General features: G+C 61.2%; 10 protein-coding genes. 9 read left to right on the top strand and 1 reads right to left on the bottom strand.

The window, feature by feature from the left end:
* Window positions 1–89 precede the first annotated feature (89 nt).
* The 4 genes from folE2 (at window position 90) to ACR0KX_RS05680 (ending at window position 5,261) form a co-directional block, all read left to right on the top strand.
* Complete coding sequence (gene folE2 / locus ACR0KX_RS05665) at window positions 90–1,190, top strand: GTP cyclohydrolase FolE2 (protein WP_170621607.1); 1,101 nt, start codon at window positions 90–92, stop codon at window positions 1,188–1,190.
* Between the two features lie 285 nt (window positions 1,191–1,475).
* A complete protein-coding gene (locus ACR0KX_RS05670; protein ID WP_170451467.1) occupies window positions 1,476–2,183 on the top strand; it encodes a hypothetical protein in 708 nt (235 codons plus the stop codon).
* Window positions 2,184–2,235: 52 nt separating this feature from the next.
* Window positions 2,236–3,684: a TrkH family potassium uptake protein gene (locus ACR0KX_RS05675; RefSeq protein ID WP_170451465.1), complete on the top strand. Its 1,449-nt coding sequence runs from the start codon at window positions 2,236–2,238 to the stop codon at window positions 3,682–3,684.
* Complete coding sequence (locus tag ACR0KX_RS05680; protein WP_170621608.1) at window positions 3,684–5,261, top strand: 5-guanidino-2-oxopentanoate decarboxylase; 1,578 nt, start codon at window positions 3,684–3,686, stop codon at window positions 5,259–5,261. The genes ACR0KX_RS05675 and ACR0KX_RS05680 overlap by 1 nt, the downstream gene beginning before the upstream one ends.
* Window positions 5,262–5,313: 52 nt before the next feature.
* Here the strand turns inward: ACR0KX_RS05680 and ACR0KX_RS05685 are convergent, their stop codons facing one another.
* Window positions 5,314–7,056 (bottom strand): peptidoglycan-binding protein, encoded by a 1,743-nt coding sequence (locus ACR0KX_RS05685; RefSeq protein WP_170621609.1) that lies wholly within the window; start codon window positions 7,054–7,056, stop codon window positions 5,314–5,316.
* Window positions 7,057–7,262: 206 nt separating this feature from the next.
* Between ACR0KX_RS05685 and ACR0KX_RS05690 the strand changes: the two genes are divergently transcribed.
* From ACR0KX_RS05690 to ACR0KX_RS05710, 5 genes are all read left to right on the top strand, one after another.
* A complete protein-coding gene (locus ACR0KX_RS05690) occupies window positions 7,263–8,192 on the top strand; it encodes a glycine--tRNA ligase subunit alpha (RefSeq protein WP_170453078.1) in 930 nt (309 codons plus the stop codon).
* Between the two features lie 155 nt (window positions 8,193–8,347).
* Entirely contained in the window at window positions 8,348–8,872 is a 525-nt protein-coding gene (locus ACR0KX_RS05695; protein WP_170451459.1) for a DUF6446 family protein, read from the top strand.
* 6 nt (window positions 8,873–8,878) lie between these two features.
* Entirely contained in the window at window positions 8,879–10,093 is a 1,215-nt protein-coding gene (gene gltS, locus ACR0KX_RS05700; protein WP_170451457.1) for a sodium/glutamate symporter, read from the top strand.
* A 57-nt stretch (window positions 10,094–10,150) separates the two neighbouring features.
* Window positions 10,151–12,286, top strand: a complete 2,136-nt coding sequence (glyS, locus tag ACR0KX_RS05705) for a glycine--tRNA ligase subunit beta (RefSeq protein WP_480708394.1) — start codon at window positions 10,151–10,153, stop codon at window positions 12,284–12,286.
* Window positions 12,287–12,354: 68 nt separating this feature from the next.
* A complete protein-coding gene (locus tag ACR0KX_RS05710; RefSeq protein WP_170451454.1) occupies window positions 12,355–14,916 on the top strand; it encodes a pyruvate, phosphate dikinase in 2,562 nt (853 codons plus the stop codon).
* Window positions 14,917–14,940: the final 24 nt, after the last annotated feature.

Raw genomic sequence — 14,940 nt, forward strand, 5'->3', positions numbered from 1 at the left:
CGGGCTGCTATTGCACGCGTAGTAGGTTTATCTGGCAAATAACTTGCCGTGGTATATATCAATGACGACCAATCGAGGAACCTCAGTCCATGAATGTTCACCCGCGCGACATTGACACCCCGGATCGTGATGAAGCTGCTGCTGCCCTGAAGGTGCTGCGGAAATGGGCCGAGACTGCGTCGTCGCTGGAAATCTCGCAGCTTGATCCGGCGGTTGCGCGTCTATTGCCGGGGACGGGTGCGGTGAACTATCCGACCCTTGCGCGGGACTATCCCGATGGCTTTGCCGTGGACACCGCCTATCGCGCATCGCTGCCCGATCTGCAAAACGGCCCGTCCAGTCTGATCCGTGGCGCAAAGCAACAGATTCAGCATGTGGGGATTTCCAATTTCCGCCTGCCGATCCGATTCCACCGCAAGGACGGTGATGTTCTGACGCTGGAAACCTCGATCACTGGCACGGTCAGCCTTGAGGCCGAGAAAAAGGGCATCAACATGTCCCGGATCATGCGGTCTTTCTACAAACATACCGAGCGGACGTTCAGTTTCGAAGTGATGGAATCGGCGCTGAGCGATTATCTGACCGATCTGGACAGCTTTGACGCGCGTATCCAGATGCGGTTCTCCTATCCGATCAAGGTGAAAAGCCTGCGGTCGGGGCTGGAAGGGTACCAGTATTACGACATTGCGCTGGAACTGGTGGAACAGAACGGCGTTCGCCAGAAGATCATGCATCTGGACTATGTCTATTCGTCCACGTGCCCCTGTTCGCTGGAGCTGAGTGAACATGCAAGGTCTCAGCGCGGGCAGCTTGCAACGCCACACTCGCAACGGTCGGTCGCCCGGATTTCGGTTGTCGTGGATCGTGACGCGGATTGCCTGTGGTTCGAAGACCTGATCGAACTGTGCCGCCGCGCGGTTCCGACCGAAACACAGGTCATGGTCAAACGCGAGGACGAGCAGGCGTTTGCCGAATTGAACGCCGCCAACCCGATTTTCGTCGAGGATGCCGCGCGTCTGTTCTGCGCCGAGCTGCTGGCAGATCACCACGTCGGCGATTTCCGCGTGATTGCCAGCCATCAGGAAAGCCTTCACAGCCACGATGCGGTATCGGTTCTGACCGAAGGGCCGACATTCGAATCGGCCAGCCTTGATCCCAGATTGTTTGCGACTCTGTTCCACGTGGGATGAACCGCGGCCGGTAAGCGGCTGAAAATTCATCGCATAGTGCGACTACCAGCGTTTTTTCGCCGCAATGCAGCAGAAATGCTGCAATTGCGCAGTCGTTTGAGGTATGCATGGTCCTGAATGCAGCTGCGGCACGCCTGCGTACTGTGTGCGTGCCGCCCCGGAGGGACACCGAGACGTGCCACGCCTTGGACTGCAATACCCAACCTGCCGCCCGAGCGATCGGAGCGGGGCGGGTCTTACACTCTCACAGACCTGGCTGCATCGCTACTACAGGAGAGACATGTAATGAATCCGATTACCCAACCGCTGGAACTTCAGGCAGCGGCGTTTCGCGTGGCAGGTTACGCCATGGTGAGCCAAATCAAGATCATGCAGATCATGGCGCGTTCGGCGTTGGAACTGCCCATGGCCCCGGTCCACGCGTTGCACAATACGGCATCCAAACCCGCTCCGGCAGAGGCCAAGCCCGTTGCGACCAAACCGGTTGCCAAGCGTGCAGCGGCGACCCCGGTCAAGAAACCTGCGGCGGCCAAGCCCAAATCGGCACCTGCGGCCAAGTTTACCGCGAAACCACGCGCTGTGGCCAAACCGGCTGTGAAGCCCGAAGCTGAGGCGAAAGCACCCGGCAAAGCCGCAGCGCCCGCGCCGAAACTTGCGGCACCTGTTGCAAAGACCACCGAGGCAAAGCCGGCACCCGCAAAGCAAGCTGCAGCGAAACCTACGCCGGAAAAAACGGTGGTGGTCAAAACTGCGCCCAAGACTCCGGCTGCCAAACCCGCCCCACGCAAAGCAGCGGTCGCAAAAACCGCGCCCAAGGCCAAAACTGCCCAAGCGCCGAAACCTGCGGCCAAGCCTGTTCAGGCGGCTCCGGCAAAAGCACCCGAGACGGCAAAACCTGCCGCTTCCGAGGCGCCTAAGCCGCAGGCACGCCGCACCCGGGCGCCTTCAAAACCACCGGTGATGCCGCAACCTGTTGCAAAATCCGACGAGTAATCGCGGATCATCGGCTTGACACGGTCGGGCAGGCGCGCCAACGCTGCGCCTCATGATGGACATTCGCCCGGTCGGATATGTGATTGGCTTGCTGGTCGCCATTCTTGGGGCGACCATGCTGTTTCCTATGCTCGCGGACCTGATCGAAGGGCGCGGCGAATGGTATGTATTCCTGGAAAGCGCGATCATCACCATGCTGACCGGGTCGGTTCTGGCCATGAGCTGCTCGAACGGTGTGGGCGAGGGGCTGACCATCCGGCAGACCTTTGTGCTGACAACCGGCGTCTGGGTCGCGCTGCCGGTCTTTGGCGCGATCCCGTTTCTGTTCGGTGAAACGGAACTGCGCTTTGTCGACGCCTATTTCGAGGCGATGTCCGGCCTGACTACCACAGGCTCGACCGTGATATCAGGGCTGGATGATCTGCCACAGGGCCTTTTGTTGTGGCGCGGCATCCTGCAATGGTTGGGCGGCATCGGCATCATCGTTGTCGCCATGGTGTTCCTGCCCGAGCTGCGCGTGGGTGGGATGCAGATCTTCCGCTCGGAAGGGTTTGAAACCATGGGAAAAATCCTGCCGCGCGCGCAAGAGATTGCGGGCCAGATTTCCCTGATCTACGTGTTTCTGACACTGGCGTGCGGACTGGTGTACGCCAGCTTCGGGATGAGCTTCTTTGACGCCACAGTTCATTCCATGACCACCATCGCAACGGGTGGTTTTTCGAACTACGATTCCTCGTTCGCGACCTTCACCGGTCCGGCGGAATATGCGGCCTCGGTGTTCATGATCCTCGCCGCGCTGCCGTTTGTCCGCTATGTGCAATTGGCCAACGGCAAGACCAACTCACTTTGGCAGGACAGTCAGATCAAGGCGTTTCTGGCGACGATCTTCGTTCTGGTCGTTGTCATGGCCGTCTTCCTGATGTCCGTCTTTCCGCACCACTGGGAGCGCGCCTTCCGCGAGTCGCTGTTCAACATCACCTCGATCATCTCGGGCACCGGCTATGCCAGCGTCAACTACATGACCTGGGGCAGTTTCCCGGTGATGCTGTTTTTCCTGATCGGCCTGATCGGCGGCTGCGCGGGCTCGACCGCCTGTTCGATCAAGGTGTTCCGGTATCAGCTGTTGTTTGCGTCGATCAAAACCCAGATTCGGCGTATCCGGTCCCCGCATGGGGTGTTCATGCCGCTTTACGACGGACGCCCGGTCAGCCGCGATGTTCTGACTTCGGTCATGAGTTTCTTCATGTTCTTCGTGTTGTCCATGGGCGTTCTGTCCTGGGCGCTGGCCCTGACGGGGCTGGATTTCATCACATCGGTCTCGGGCGCGGCGACGGCGCTGGCCAACGTGGGGCCGGGGCTGGGCGATCAGATCGGTCCGGCGGGTAATTTTGCCGGGCTGAACGACTCGGCGAAATGGCTGCTGACCATCGGCATGCTGGTCGGACGGCTCGAGTTGCTGGCCGTTTACGCAATCTTCACCGTTCAATTTTGGAGAAGCTGATGAAAAGAGCTCTTGGCGCGCAGATCTCGCATATGCTCAGAGATCGTGGCGTTGACGTGATCTTTGGTATTCCCGGCGTTCATAATCAGGAAATGTACCGTGGCATCGAAGAGGCCGGGATCACCCATGTTCTTGCCCGGCACGAGCAGGGGGCAGGCTTCATGGCCGACGGCTATGCGCGCGCGACGGGCAAGCCGGGCGTGGCTTATGTGATCACCGGTCCGGGTCTGTGCAACATAATGACGCCGATGGGGCAGGCCTATAGCGATTCGGTGCCGATGCTGGTTCTGTCGTCATGTCTGGATGAGACGCAGGCGCAGCGGGGGCAATTGCATCAGATGAAGGATCAGCAGGCGGCTGCGGGCACAGTGGCCGACTGGTCGTCTCAGGCGAACACCGCACAGGCCGCCTATGGCCTGATCGAGCGCGCATTTGAAGAATTCGAACTGTCGCGGCCCCGTCCCAAGCATATTCAGGTACCGATTGCCCGGCTAGAGGCCGAGGCCGAACCGGCCCCGTTCCCAAATCAGCCAGCACTGCGGACCAAAGCATTGCCGCCGGATGTGGCGCCGGTTGTGTCCCTGCTGAACATCGCGAAACGCCCCTTGTTCATTCTGGGCGGCGGATGTCGGTCGAATGACTGGCGGCAGATTCTGACGCAGGTGGGTGCCGCCTGTTTCACCACCTATGCCGGGCGCGGCATGGTTGGCACGAACTATCCCCTGGACTTCGGCTCAATGTTGCCGCGCCCCGGTAGTGCCGAGGTGATCGCCTCGGCCGATCTGGTGATCGCGGTGGGGGCTGAATTGGGTGAGGTCGATCTCTGGCGGCGGGAACTGGGGCACTCGGCCACTCTGATCCGCGTCGATCTGGACCCCGAGGTGCTGTCAGACCATCACCGCGCTGCAATCAAGATTCAGGCGGATAGCGCAAGCATTGCCCGCGCCCTTTGGGTCGCCACCGAAGACGCGAATCCGGCCACGGGCTGGACGCAGGAAGAGGTGGCCGAGGCGCGCGCCCGTTGGCGGGCCGAGGTTGATGCCGAACGTCCGGGCATCGTACCGATCCTTGACGCTCTGCGCGCCGCGATGCCCGCCGACACGATGATCTATTCCGATATGACCCAGTTTGCCTATGTCGCGAAAGAGGTCTGGGATATGGCCTATCCCCATCACTGGCACCACCCAACCGGCTTTGGCACCTTGGGCTATGGCCTGCCAGCGGGGATTGGCGGGGCTGTGGCGCGGCGAGGCAAACCAACCGCTGTGATCGCCGGGGATTACGGGTTTCACTATACGATGCAGGAACTGGGCGTCGCGGTCGAACTGGGCCTGTCGCTGCCGATCATCCTGTGGGACAACGGCAAGTTGAAAGAGATTGAGGACAGCATGGTCCGCAGTCAGATCGCGCCGAATGCGGTCGTGGCGCGCAATCCCGATTTCTGCAAACTGGCCGAGGCGTTTGGGGCACGGTCCGCCGCGCCCGGCACTCTGGCTGCACTGCAGGAGGCGGTGAAGGCCGCGTTCGATGCGCCGGTTCCAACGCTGATCCACGTCACGCCGGAGATCCTGAAATAAGAAAACGCCGCAGAAATCTGCGGCGTTTCTTTTTCTGCGGATAGGGCTGGGATCAGTCCCAGCAATGAACCAGAACAGTCATTCCCGTTGCGCGGCGGTTCAATTCGTTCGGCGAGATTTGCGTTGCCTCTTCAGGGCCGGACTGACCGGAAACGCCTGCCTGTGTCAGAACGTCCGTCAAACGGTCCGCGGTCGCCGCAAGGCTGACCGAGGCGGGCAGGGTGCGTCCTTCGGTGGGTGTCGGCAGCAACATGCCCACCACATTGCCGCTGTCGTTGAACACGGGGCCTCCGGCATCGCCGGGCTGGGCGTTCAGGGCCAGACGTTTGACCCCTTCTTCACCGTTCAGACCACGAACATCCGCGATTTGCCCATAGGTCAGGGTCGGGGCGCCCAGTGCGCCCTGATAGGAATACCCGGACACCGCCACTTCGGACTGAATGCGCGGTGTGCCTGCGCTGAAGGCGGCAACGCTCATCGGGGCCAGGCTTTGGTTGGGGCGCAAGACAGAAACACCCAGATCGGTATCGGTCCAGGCGACCTGAACCTCCTGATCGCCATCCAGTGTGATCCGGGTGCAATTGTCCGCTGCCTCGGACACGGTCAGCACCGCGCCGCTTGTGTCGGCAAAAAAGCCCGAGCGGGACAGGCGCGGTTTGCGCACTTGCAGGCCCGAAACCAGATCGATCCGCTGATCCAAATTGGCCCCGGCGGTTGCGTCCAGAACCGCGTCGGTGGTCGCAAAGCTGGACGCCATGGCCGCCAGAACGCGCAGGCGGCGCGCCTCATCGCCTTCGGGCCAGACCAGCGTGAATCCTTTGATCCGCCCGTCGTCCAGCTTGGCTTGCGTGAACGAAACAACGCCATTGCCGCGCCCTTCCAGCGAGAACCGGTCGCCGCGCAGCTCGCGCGGGCCATCCAGCGGTACGATTTCCAGCGATTGCATCACCTCATACAACGCGCGCAGCGTGGATGTGTCGCCTTCCTGAGAAATCAGCAGCGCCTTGGCTCCGATATCCGAACCAGACTTGAAATGGGCAAAGGGGGCTTCGTAGCGATCAAACGCCAATGCCTGCAAAGGCATGTCCATCGCAATACCGGCCTTATCGTCCACATATTGCGCCATGCCAACGCTGATCAGCGGCGCGTTGTAGTCATCAATCAGCGCCTTGCGCTGCAAGGTGGTCAGAACGCCTGTCGGCTCATAGCCGTTAAAGCGCTGCCAGTCGCCCATCGACCGGCGGGTGCCTTGCCCGAATGCTCCGTCGATGGTCGAGTTATAGAACCCTGCGGCCTGTAGCGCGGTTTGCAGGTCCTTCCGTTCCTGCGCGCTCAGCAGCCGTTCGGATTGCAGCGCCTGCGCGCGGGTTTCGTCGGACGCCTGCGGTGTCACCTCGGACAGGTTTTGTTCCGGCTGCGGTTCGGGCTCTACCGGTGGTGTGGCGATTCCACGGTCCAGCAGGTTGGCGCCGACCGGCCAGAACTGCTGACCAAAGGCGCTGGAGAATGCGATGAAGCTGTCGCGGGGGATTTCCCCTTCGGCGCGGTAGACGCGCAGAACCTGTTCGGCATCGCTGCGGGCGTAAGGCCCAATGACGATGGCGTACCAGCCGCTGTTCAGACGAAACCCGTTCACATCGGGCAGGGCGCTGGCGTAAACCTGCGCGCGCTCCTGCGCCTCGCGCAAGGAAGGCTGAGCCTCGACCTGTACCCAAACGCCCTGGTCTTGCTGAGCGGATGCGGCGTGCAGGCCGAATAGAAGAAACAAAAGAAATGCCGTTAAAACTCGTGTCATTGTCTGCCCGTTTATGCAGTGTTGGTGCTTTGGCGCAGAATACGCGATTTCGTCCTTCAAATGCCATGGCGGGAATACGGGGAATTTACGGTGTGGCCGTGCAGATACAGCATGGGGCCATTGGCCCGTTGACGCCCCTTGGCCCCTTGCATAGGAAGGGCAAAACCGACCGGAACAGGGCGCAAGCGACGCCCAAAGGGAATGTCATGACCGAACCGTCCAGCGCACCTCGTTCTTTTCAGGAAATTATCCTGCGGCTTCAGACCTATTGGGCGTCCAAGGGCTGTGCGATCCTGCAACCCTACGACATGGAGGTCGGGGCAGGGACCTTCCATCCGGCGACCACCTTGCGCGCGCTGGGATCCAAGGCCTGGGCCGCGGCCTATGTGCAGCCCTCGCGCCGCCCGACCGACGGGCGGTACGGTGAGAACCCGAACCGGTTGCAGCATTACTACCAGTATCAGGTGCTGATCAAACCCAGCCCGCCGGATCTGCAAGAGCTGTATCTGGGCTCGCTGCAGGCCATCGGCATCGATATGGACCTGCACGACATCCGGTTCGTCGAGGATGACTGGGAAAGCCCCACCCTGGGCGCCTGGGGGCTGGGATGGGAGGTCTGGTGCGACGGGATGGAGGTCAGCCAGTTCACCTATTTCCAACAGGTCGGCGGCCATGACTGCGCCCCGGTCTCGGGCGAGCTGACCTATGGGTTGGAACGTCTGGCGATGTATGTGCTGGGCATCGATCACGTGATGGACATGCCGTTCAACGACCCGCAATCCCCCAGTCCGCTGACCTATGGCGACATCTTCAAACAGACCGAAGAGGAATACGCCCGCTGGAATTTCGATGTCGCCAATACCGAGGTCCTGTTGCGCCATTTCGAAGAGGCCGAGGCCGAATGCGCCGCCATTCTGGCGCAGGAACATGACGATCCGAAAACCGGCAAGCGCATCATCATGGCGCATCCCGCCTATGATCAGTGCATCAAGGCGTCGCATATCTTCAACCTGCTGGACGCGCGCGGCGTAATCTCGGTGACCGAACGGCAGGCCTATATCGGGCGCGTGCGGGCCCTAGCCAAACAATGCGCGGATGCCTTTGTTCAGACCGAGGCCGCAGGGCACGCGGCCTGATGCGTCCAACGGGAAACACGACCTCAAGGGTCACAGGGATTTGGTGACCTTGGCCTGAGAGTTGGACAGCGGGCGACGGGCGGACTGTACTGTCCCGTAGCACGCGCTACCTCTGCAATACCTGAGAAAGACTGCGAACGAGGGACCTTCAAAACATGACTGGCAAATTGCTCGCCATCCTTCTTCTGGTGTCCGCCGCGCTTGCGGGCGGCGGGATGTATTATTTGCAGGTCTATGGGTTCTATTACGATGTCGCACCATCGCCAGGTGAGGACGTGGCGCTGCTGGTCGACGGGGCCGATGCACCGGTTGCGATCGAATATTCGGGTTTTCAGGCGATCGACGCCGACAGTTCTCCGATCCGGTTTCGGGCCTGTTTCGACACCGATCTGACGCTGGATGAGTTGCAATCGACGTACCAGTTGGCGGACGAGGCGACCCCCCTGACCGCGCCGGGCTGGTTTGATTGTTACGATGCGGTCGCTCTGGCAGATGCTTTGAAATCCGGTCAGGCGCAGGCATTCATCGGGCAGAAGAATATCCACTATGGTGTGGATCGGATCGTGGCTGTCACACAGGATGGCAAAGGTTACATCTGGCACGCGCTGAACAATTGTGGCGAAAAGGCCTATGACGGCACCGTTGTAGGCGAAGAATGCCCGCCCCGGCCTGAAAGTTAAAACGCCATGGACGCGCAGACCCTGCAGATCCCGGATTTTCTAACGGCGACGCTGGGCTTCGCGGTCTACCTGATCGGGGCCGAGGTCAACGCTCGGGTCGCGGCGCTGCGCCAGTTCAACATCCCCGAGCCGGTGACCGGAGGTCTGTTGGCGTCTCTTGTCGTTCTGGGGCTGTATCTTCTGTTCGATCTGGAACTCGGCTTCGGCCTCGCGGCCCGTGATTTCCTGTTGGTTGTGTTCTTTGCCGGGATCGGCCTGAATGCGCGGCTGTCTGATTTGATTGCAGGCGGCAAGCCACTGTTTTTGCTTCTTGTTCTGACGCTTGCGACCATCATCTTCCAGAACGTGATTGGTGCTGCCGGGGCGGTGACGTTCGGCTATCCCGCGCAGGCCGGGGTGCTGTTTGGCTCAGCCTCCCTGATCGGCGGGCACGGAACGGCGATTGCCTGGGCCCCGGATGTGGCCGAAGTGACTGGCCTGGACGGTGCGACCGAGTTGGGTGTCGCGGTGGCGACCCTTGGCCTTGTTCTTGCCGCGCTTGTCGGCGGGCCGATTGCGCGGGTTCTGGTCGAGGGCCGGAACCTGCAACCGGCGCGCCCGGATGAGGAACACACAATCGGCCTTCCCGATGATGCGGACGAGCGCAATTCCAAGATCGATCACCTGACGATCATGCGCGTCCTTCTGCACCTCAACCTCGCGATCATCTTCGGATATGTGCTGAGCGAGGCGATCACGGCCGCCGGGTTGAAACTACCGCTGTTTGTTCCGTGCCTGATCATGGGAATCGTGATCGCCAACCTACGCGACTGGATTGCCCCGAATGCACCGCAAGTGTCGCGCACACCTTCGCTGGCGTTGATCTCGGAATTCTCGCTGGGCGCGTTTCTGGCCATGTCGCTGATGAGCCTGCAGCTTTGGACAATCGCGGAACTGGGGCTGGCCATCGTCGTCATCATGACGGCGCAAACCCTGTTTGCCGTCGTCTTTGTGATCTGGGTTCTGTTCCCCGTCATGGGCTCGAACTACCGCGCTGCCGTGCTTGCAGCAGGGTTCGGGGGCTTCGCCCTTGGCGCAACCCCCACCGCGATTGCCAATATGACCGCCGTAACCAAGCGATATGGCCCGTCGCCTATTGCCTTTATCGTGCTGCCCCTTGTATCCGCATTCTTTGTGGATATCGCCAATGCCATCGTCATCCAGACGATCGTTTCATTCTAAGGACCGAAAATGCCCGACCTGCTGATCGAACTGTTTTCCGAGGAGATCCCCGCGCGTATGCAGACCCGCGCCGGTGAGGACCTGAAAAAGCGGATCACCGATGGTCTGGTCGAGGCCGGTCTGACCTATGCCGGGGCCGCCGCCCTGACCACGCCCCGCCGCCTGACACTGGCGGTCGAAGGGCTGCTGGCTGAAAGTCCGACGATCCGCGAGGAACGCAAAGGCCCCAAGGTAGGCGCGCCGGACAAAGCGATCGAGGGCTTCCTGCGTGGCGCGGGCCTGACCCGCGACCAGCTTGAGGAGCGTGACACGCCCAAGGGCGCAGTCTATTTCGCGACCATCGAAAAAGCCGGGCGTCCGGCGGCCGAAATCGTGGCCGAGGTGCTTGAGGCGACCATCCGCAACTTCCCCTGGCCCAAGTCGATGCGCTGGGGCAGTGGCCCGATGCGCTGGGTGCGGCCTTTGCACTCGATCCTCTGCATTCTAAATGATGAGACCGGCGCACAGGTCGTGCCGTTGGAGGTCGAAGGGATTACTTCCGGCGATACCACCGCCGGTCACCGTTTCATGGCTCCGGCCCGGTTCTCGGTTTCGTCTTTCGAAGACTACGCCGCTCAACTGAAACGCGCGTTCGTAGTCCTATCGCCCGGCGAGCGCGCCGAGCATATCTGGAACGACGCCCAGAACATGGCCTTTGCCGCCGGTCTGGAAGTGGTCGAGGATAAGGGCCTGCTGGCCGAGGTTGCCGGGCTGGTCGAATGGCCCGTGGTGCTGATGGGGCAGATCGACGAGGAATTCTTGGAGTTGCCGCCCGAAGTGCTGCAGACCTCGATGAAAGAGCATCAGAAGTTCTTTTCCGTGAGGAACCCCAAGACCGGTCGGATCGAACGTTTCATCACCGTCGCCAACCGCGAAACCGCCGACAATGGCGCGACCATTCTGGCGGGGAACCAGAAGGTGCTGTCGGCCCGTCTGGCCGATGCGAAATTCTTCTGGGAGAACGACCTGCGCGTTGCCAAATCGGACATCATCCAATGGACCCGCGCGCTGGAGAATGTGACCTTCCACAACAAGCTGGGTACGCAGGCCGAGCGCATCGACCGCATCGCCGCGCTGGCCCGCGAACTGGCCCCGGTGACCGGCGCGGATGCAGATCAGGCCGAGAAAGCCGCACGTCTTGCCAAGGCCGATCTGAGTTCCGAGATGGTCTATGAATTCCCCGAACTTCAGGGGCTTATGGGGCGGTACTATATCGAAGCCGCAGGCGAGGACACCGCCGTGGCTGCTGTGGCACAGGAGCATTACTCGCCGCTGGGGCCATCGGATGACGTGCCCACTGCGCCGCTGTCGGTGACCGTGGCGCTGGCCGACAAGCTGGACACGTTGACCGGGTTCTGGGCGATTGATGAGAAGCCGACCGGTTCGAAAGACCCGTTTGCGTTGCGACGGGCAGCGCTAGGTTTTGTTCGGTTGGCGTTAGAGAATGACTTGCACCTTAATGACACACCGAGTTTTCGGGAAATTCTTGCGATGGGCTACAATGGCCATGTCTACCCCAACCATTGGCGTCGTATGGGCAAGCCTATGGGTGAGTGGAATGATCAAGACCGCAAGGACGACGAAGCGGCATTGGCACTTTATGATCCAGAAAAAACACTCAAAATAATCGAAGACCTTCTCGCCTTCTTCCACGACCGCCTCAAAGTCTTCCTCCGAGACGAGGGCATCCGCCACGACGTGATCGACGCCTGTATCGCGATGGAGGGGAATGACGACCTCAACCTGCTGGTCAAACGCGCCCGCGCTCTGAATGCGGTGATCGCGACCGAGGATGGGGAGAACCTCGTGCAGGGCTTCAAACGCGCCAACAATATTCTGACGCAGGCCGAGGAGAAGGACGGCGTCGAATACTCCTACGGTGCGGATGTGAAATTTGCTGAAACGGACAGCGAAAAGGCGCTGTTTGCCGCGCTGGATCAGGCGCAGGCGCAGATTGATCCGGCGCTGAAGGCCGAGGATTTCCCGACCGCCATGGCCGCCATGGCCGCTTTGCGTGGCCCGGTGGATGCGTTCTTTGAGGATGTGCAGGTCAACACTGACAACGACATCCTGCGCCGCAACCGTCTGAACCTGCTGAGCCAGATCCGCACGATCTGTTCCAGCGTCGCCGATCTGACCAAGATCGAAGGCTAAGACACCGGGCGCGCGGCCTTGCGCGCCCATATCACCCTTGCGCAAGGGGTAAAGCTGCCTATGCTGCGGTGAAACCAAAAGGTGCCGCAGTGCAGAATAACCCGCATACCACGCTCATCACGCCCAAAGCGCCCATCGCTGCCAATACCCATGGCGGGCGGGCGAAATGTCTGCAACGTCTGGTCCGGCTTGAGATGCCGGTGCCTCGCACGGTGGCGTTGTCCTTCGATGCAGTTCACCGCATTGCGGAAGGGCAGGTGCCGGATATCGCGGCGATTCTGGACCAGTTTGACGAAGACGCCCTGTTGTGCGTGCGGCCCAGTTCGGAAGACCCGGATTGGGGCGGTCCGGGGGCTATCCTGAATATTGGTATGAACGAAGCCCGATACGGCGATTTCGCGGAAAAGATGGGGTCCGAGGCCGCCGCAGCCTTGTCGCTGCGATTTGTGCAAAGCTACGCCATTCACGTGGCGCGTCTGGATGCCGACGTATTTGACGATATCGATACCGTCGGTATGGACGGATTGCGGGACAGTCTGCGCGCCTATGAAGATGAGACCGACGAGGCCTTTCCGCAGGATCGGGGCGAGCAGTTGGTGGGCGTTCTGCGCTCGATGGCGCGGGCATGGGACGGAACGTCGGCCCGGTTGCTGCGTCAGGCCAAAGGGGCCCCAGCAGATGCGGGGCTTGGGCTGGTCATTCAGGAAATGATCCCCGGCGTGGGGCAGGGTGAATGCGGCTCGGGTGTGTTGCAACTGGTTGATTCCACAACCGGAATGCCCCAGATCACGGGGCGATATCTGAGCCAGAGTCAGGGGCGCGATGCGCTGGGCGAAGGTGTCTCGGCGCTGTATCTTGAGAAGGACCCGCGGGGGCAGTCGCTGGAAGAGGTAGCCCCCAAGGCGTTCGCCGACCTGAAGGCGCAGGCCGCGTTGATGCGCGAGAAACTGCGCGAGGAAATGCAGGTCGAGTTCGTGATTGAAAACGGCCATGTGCACATTCTGGACGGTGTGCGTGTGCAGCGGTCCGCGCGTGCGGCGATGCGGATTGCCGTTCGGTTGGCCGAAGACGGGATCATCCCGCAGCAAGAGGCGGTGATGCGGGTTGATCCCCACGCGCTGAACGAGCTGCTGCACCGTCAGGTCCATCCCGAGGCCGAGCGCGATGTGCTGACCACGGCGATTGGCGCAAGCCCCGGAGCCTCGACCGGTAAGATCGTGTTTACCGCCGCCGAAGCGCAGGCCAGCGCGGCGCGGGGTGAGGCCTGTGTTCTGGTCCGCCGCGAAACCTCGCCCGAGGATGTGCGTGGGATGCACGCCGCTGTGGCCGTGCTGACTGAGAAGGGCGGCATGACCAGCCATGCGGCGGTGATCGGGCGTGGTCTGGGCCTGCCCTGTATCGTCGGCGCGTCCGACATCCGCTTTCAGACCAAGAAGAAAATGCTGACCGCCCCGGATGGGCGGGTGTTCAAAACCGGGGACGTGCTGACCATTGACGGAAGCTCGGGGCAGGTTCTGGCGGGGCAACCCGCGATGCTGGAAGCCGCTTTGGACGATTGTTTTCAAACGCTTATGGGCTGGGCCGACGCCGAGCGCGATATCGAGATACGCGCCAACGCCGATACGCCCGCCGATGCACAAACCGCCCGGAACTTTCAGGCGCAGGGCATTGGTCTGTGCCGGACCGAGCATATGTTCTTTGATCCCGGCCGTCTGATCGTGATGCGCGAGATGATCTTTGCGCAAACATCGTCCGGGCGTGAGGCTGTGCTGGAACGTCTGTTGCCCATGCAGCGCGAGGACTTCGTGCAGCTGTTCCGCATCATGGAGGGTCAACCGGTCTGTATCCGCCTGTTCGACCCACCTTTGCACGAATTCCTGCCGACCACCCGCAGTGGCCAGCGTGAACTGGCCGAGGCGCTGGATTTGCCGGTCTCGGATGTTGAACGCCGGGTTGCCGCGATGACCGAATATAACCCGATGCTCGGCCTGCGCGGTGTGCGTCTGGGTGTGACCGTGCCCGAAATCTATGACATGCAGGCCCGCGCGATCTTTGAGGCGACGTTGGAGGCCAGCAAAAACGGCGCCCCCGTGGTGCCCGAGGTGATGATCCCATTGGTGTCGGCCAAGCGCGAGGTCGAACTGGTGAAATCCCGCATCGACTCGGTCGCGGCAGCGGTTGCGGCAGAGCAGGGGCAGGAGTTTGAATACCGTCTGGGCGTCATGGTGGAAACGCCGCGCGCCTGCCTGCGGGCCGAGGAAATCGCCCCCAGCACCGCCTTTTTGAGCTTCGGCACCAATGACTTGACCCAAATGACCTATGGACTGTCGCGTGACGACGCAGGGCGTTTCATGTCGGCTTATGTCCGTCAGGGTGTGTTCACCGAAGATCCGTTTCACGTGCTGGACCCCGATGGCGTGGGTGAATTGCTGAAACTCGGGGCCGAACGGGGGCGTCTGGCAAAACCCGATGTGACGCTTTCGGTGTGCGGCGAGCATGGCGGAAATCCCGAATCAATCGCGATTTGTCGGGACCTCGGCTTTGACTATGTGTCCTGTTCCCCCTTCCGGGTACCGGTCGCTCGGCTGGCTGCCGCTCAACTGGCGATTTCGTCCAGACTTGGGGGTTGACAGCGCCATTTAACCCAAGGATTA

The sequence above is a fragment of the Ruegeria sp. BG5 genome (genome assembly GCF_056538425.1).

Coding starts and splice junctions, on each gene's coding strand:
- folE2 (WP_170621607.1), top strand. CDS start 90: ATGAATGTTCACCCGCGCGACATTGACACCCCGGATCGTGATGAAGCT.
- ACR0KX_RS05670 (WP_170451467.1), top strand. CDS start 1,476: ATGAATCCGATTACCCAACCGCTGGAACTTCAGGCAGCGGCGTTTCGC.
- ACR0KX_RS05675 (WP_170451465.1), top strand. CDS start 2,236: ATGATGGACATTCGCCCGGTCGGATATGTGATTGGCTTGCTGGTCGCC.
- ACR0KX_RS05680 (WP_170621608.1), top strand. CDS start 3,684: ATGAAAAGAGCTCTTGGCGCGCAGATCTCGCATATGCTCAGAGATCGT.
- ACR0KX_RS05685 (WP_170621609.1), bottom strand. CDS start 7,056: ATGACACGAGTTTTAACGGCATTTCTTTTGTTTCTTCTATTCGGCCTG.
- ACR0KX_RS05690 (WP_170453078.1), top strand. CDS start 7,263: ATGACCGAACCGTCCAGCGCACCTCGTTCTTTTCAGGAAATTATCCTG.
- ACR0KX_RS05695 (WP_170451459.1), top strand. CDS start 8,348: ATGACTGGCAAATTGCTCGCCATCCTTCTTCTGGTGTCCGCCGCGCTT.
- gltS (WP_170451457.1), top strand. CDS start 8,879: ATGGACGCGCAGACCCTGCAGATCCCGGATTTTCTAACGGCGACGCTG.
- glyS (WP_480708394.1), top strand. CDS start 10,151: ATGCAGACCCGCGCCGGTGAGGACCTGAAAAAGCGGATCACCGATGGT.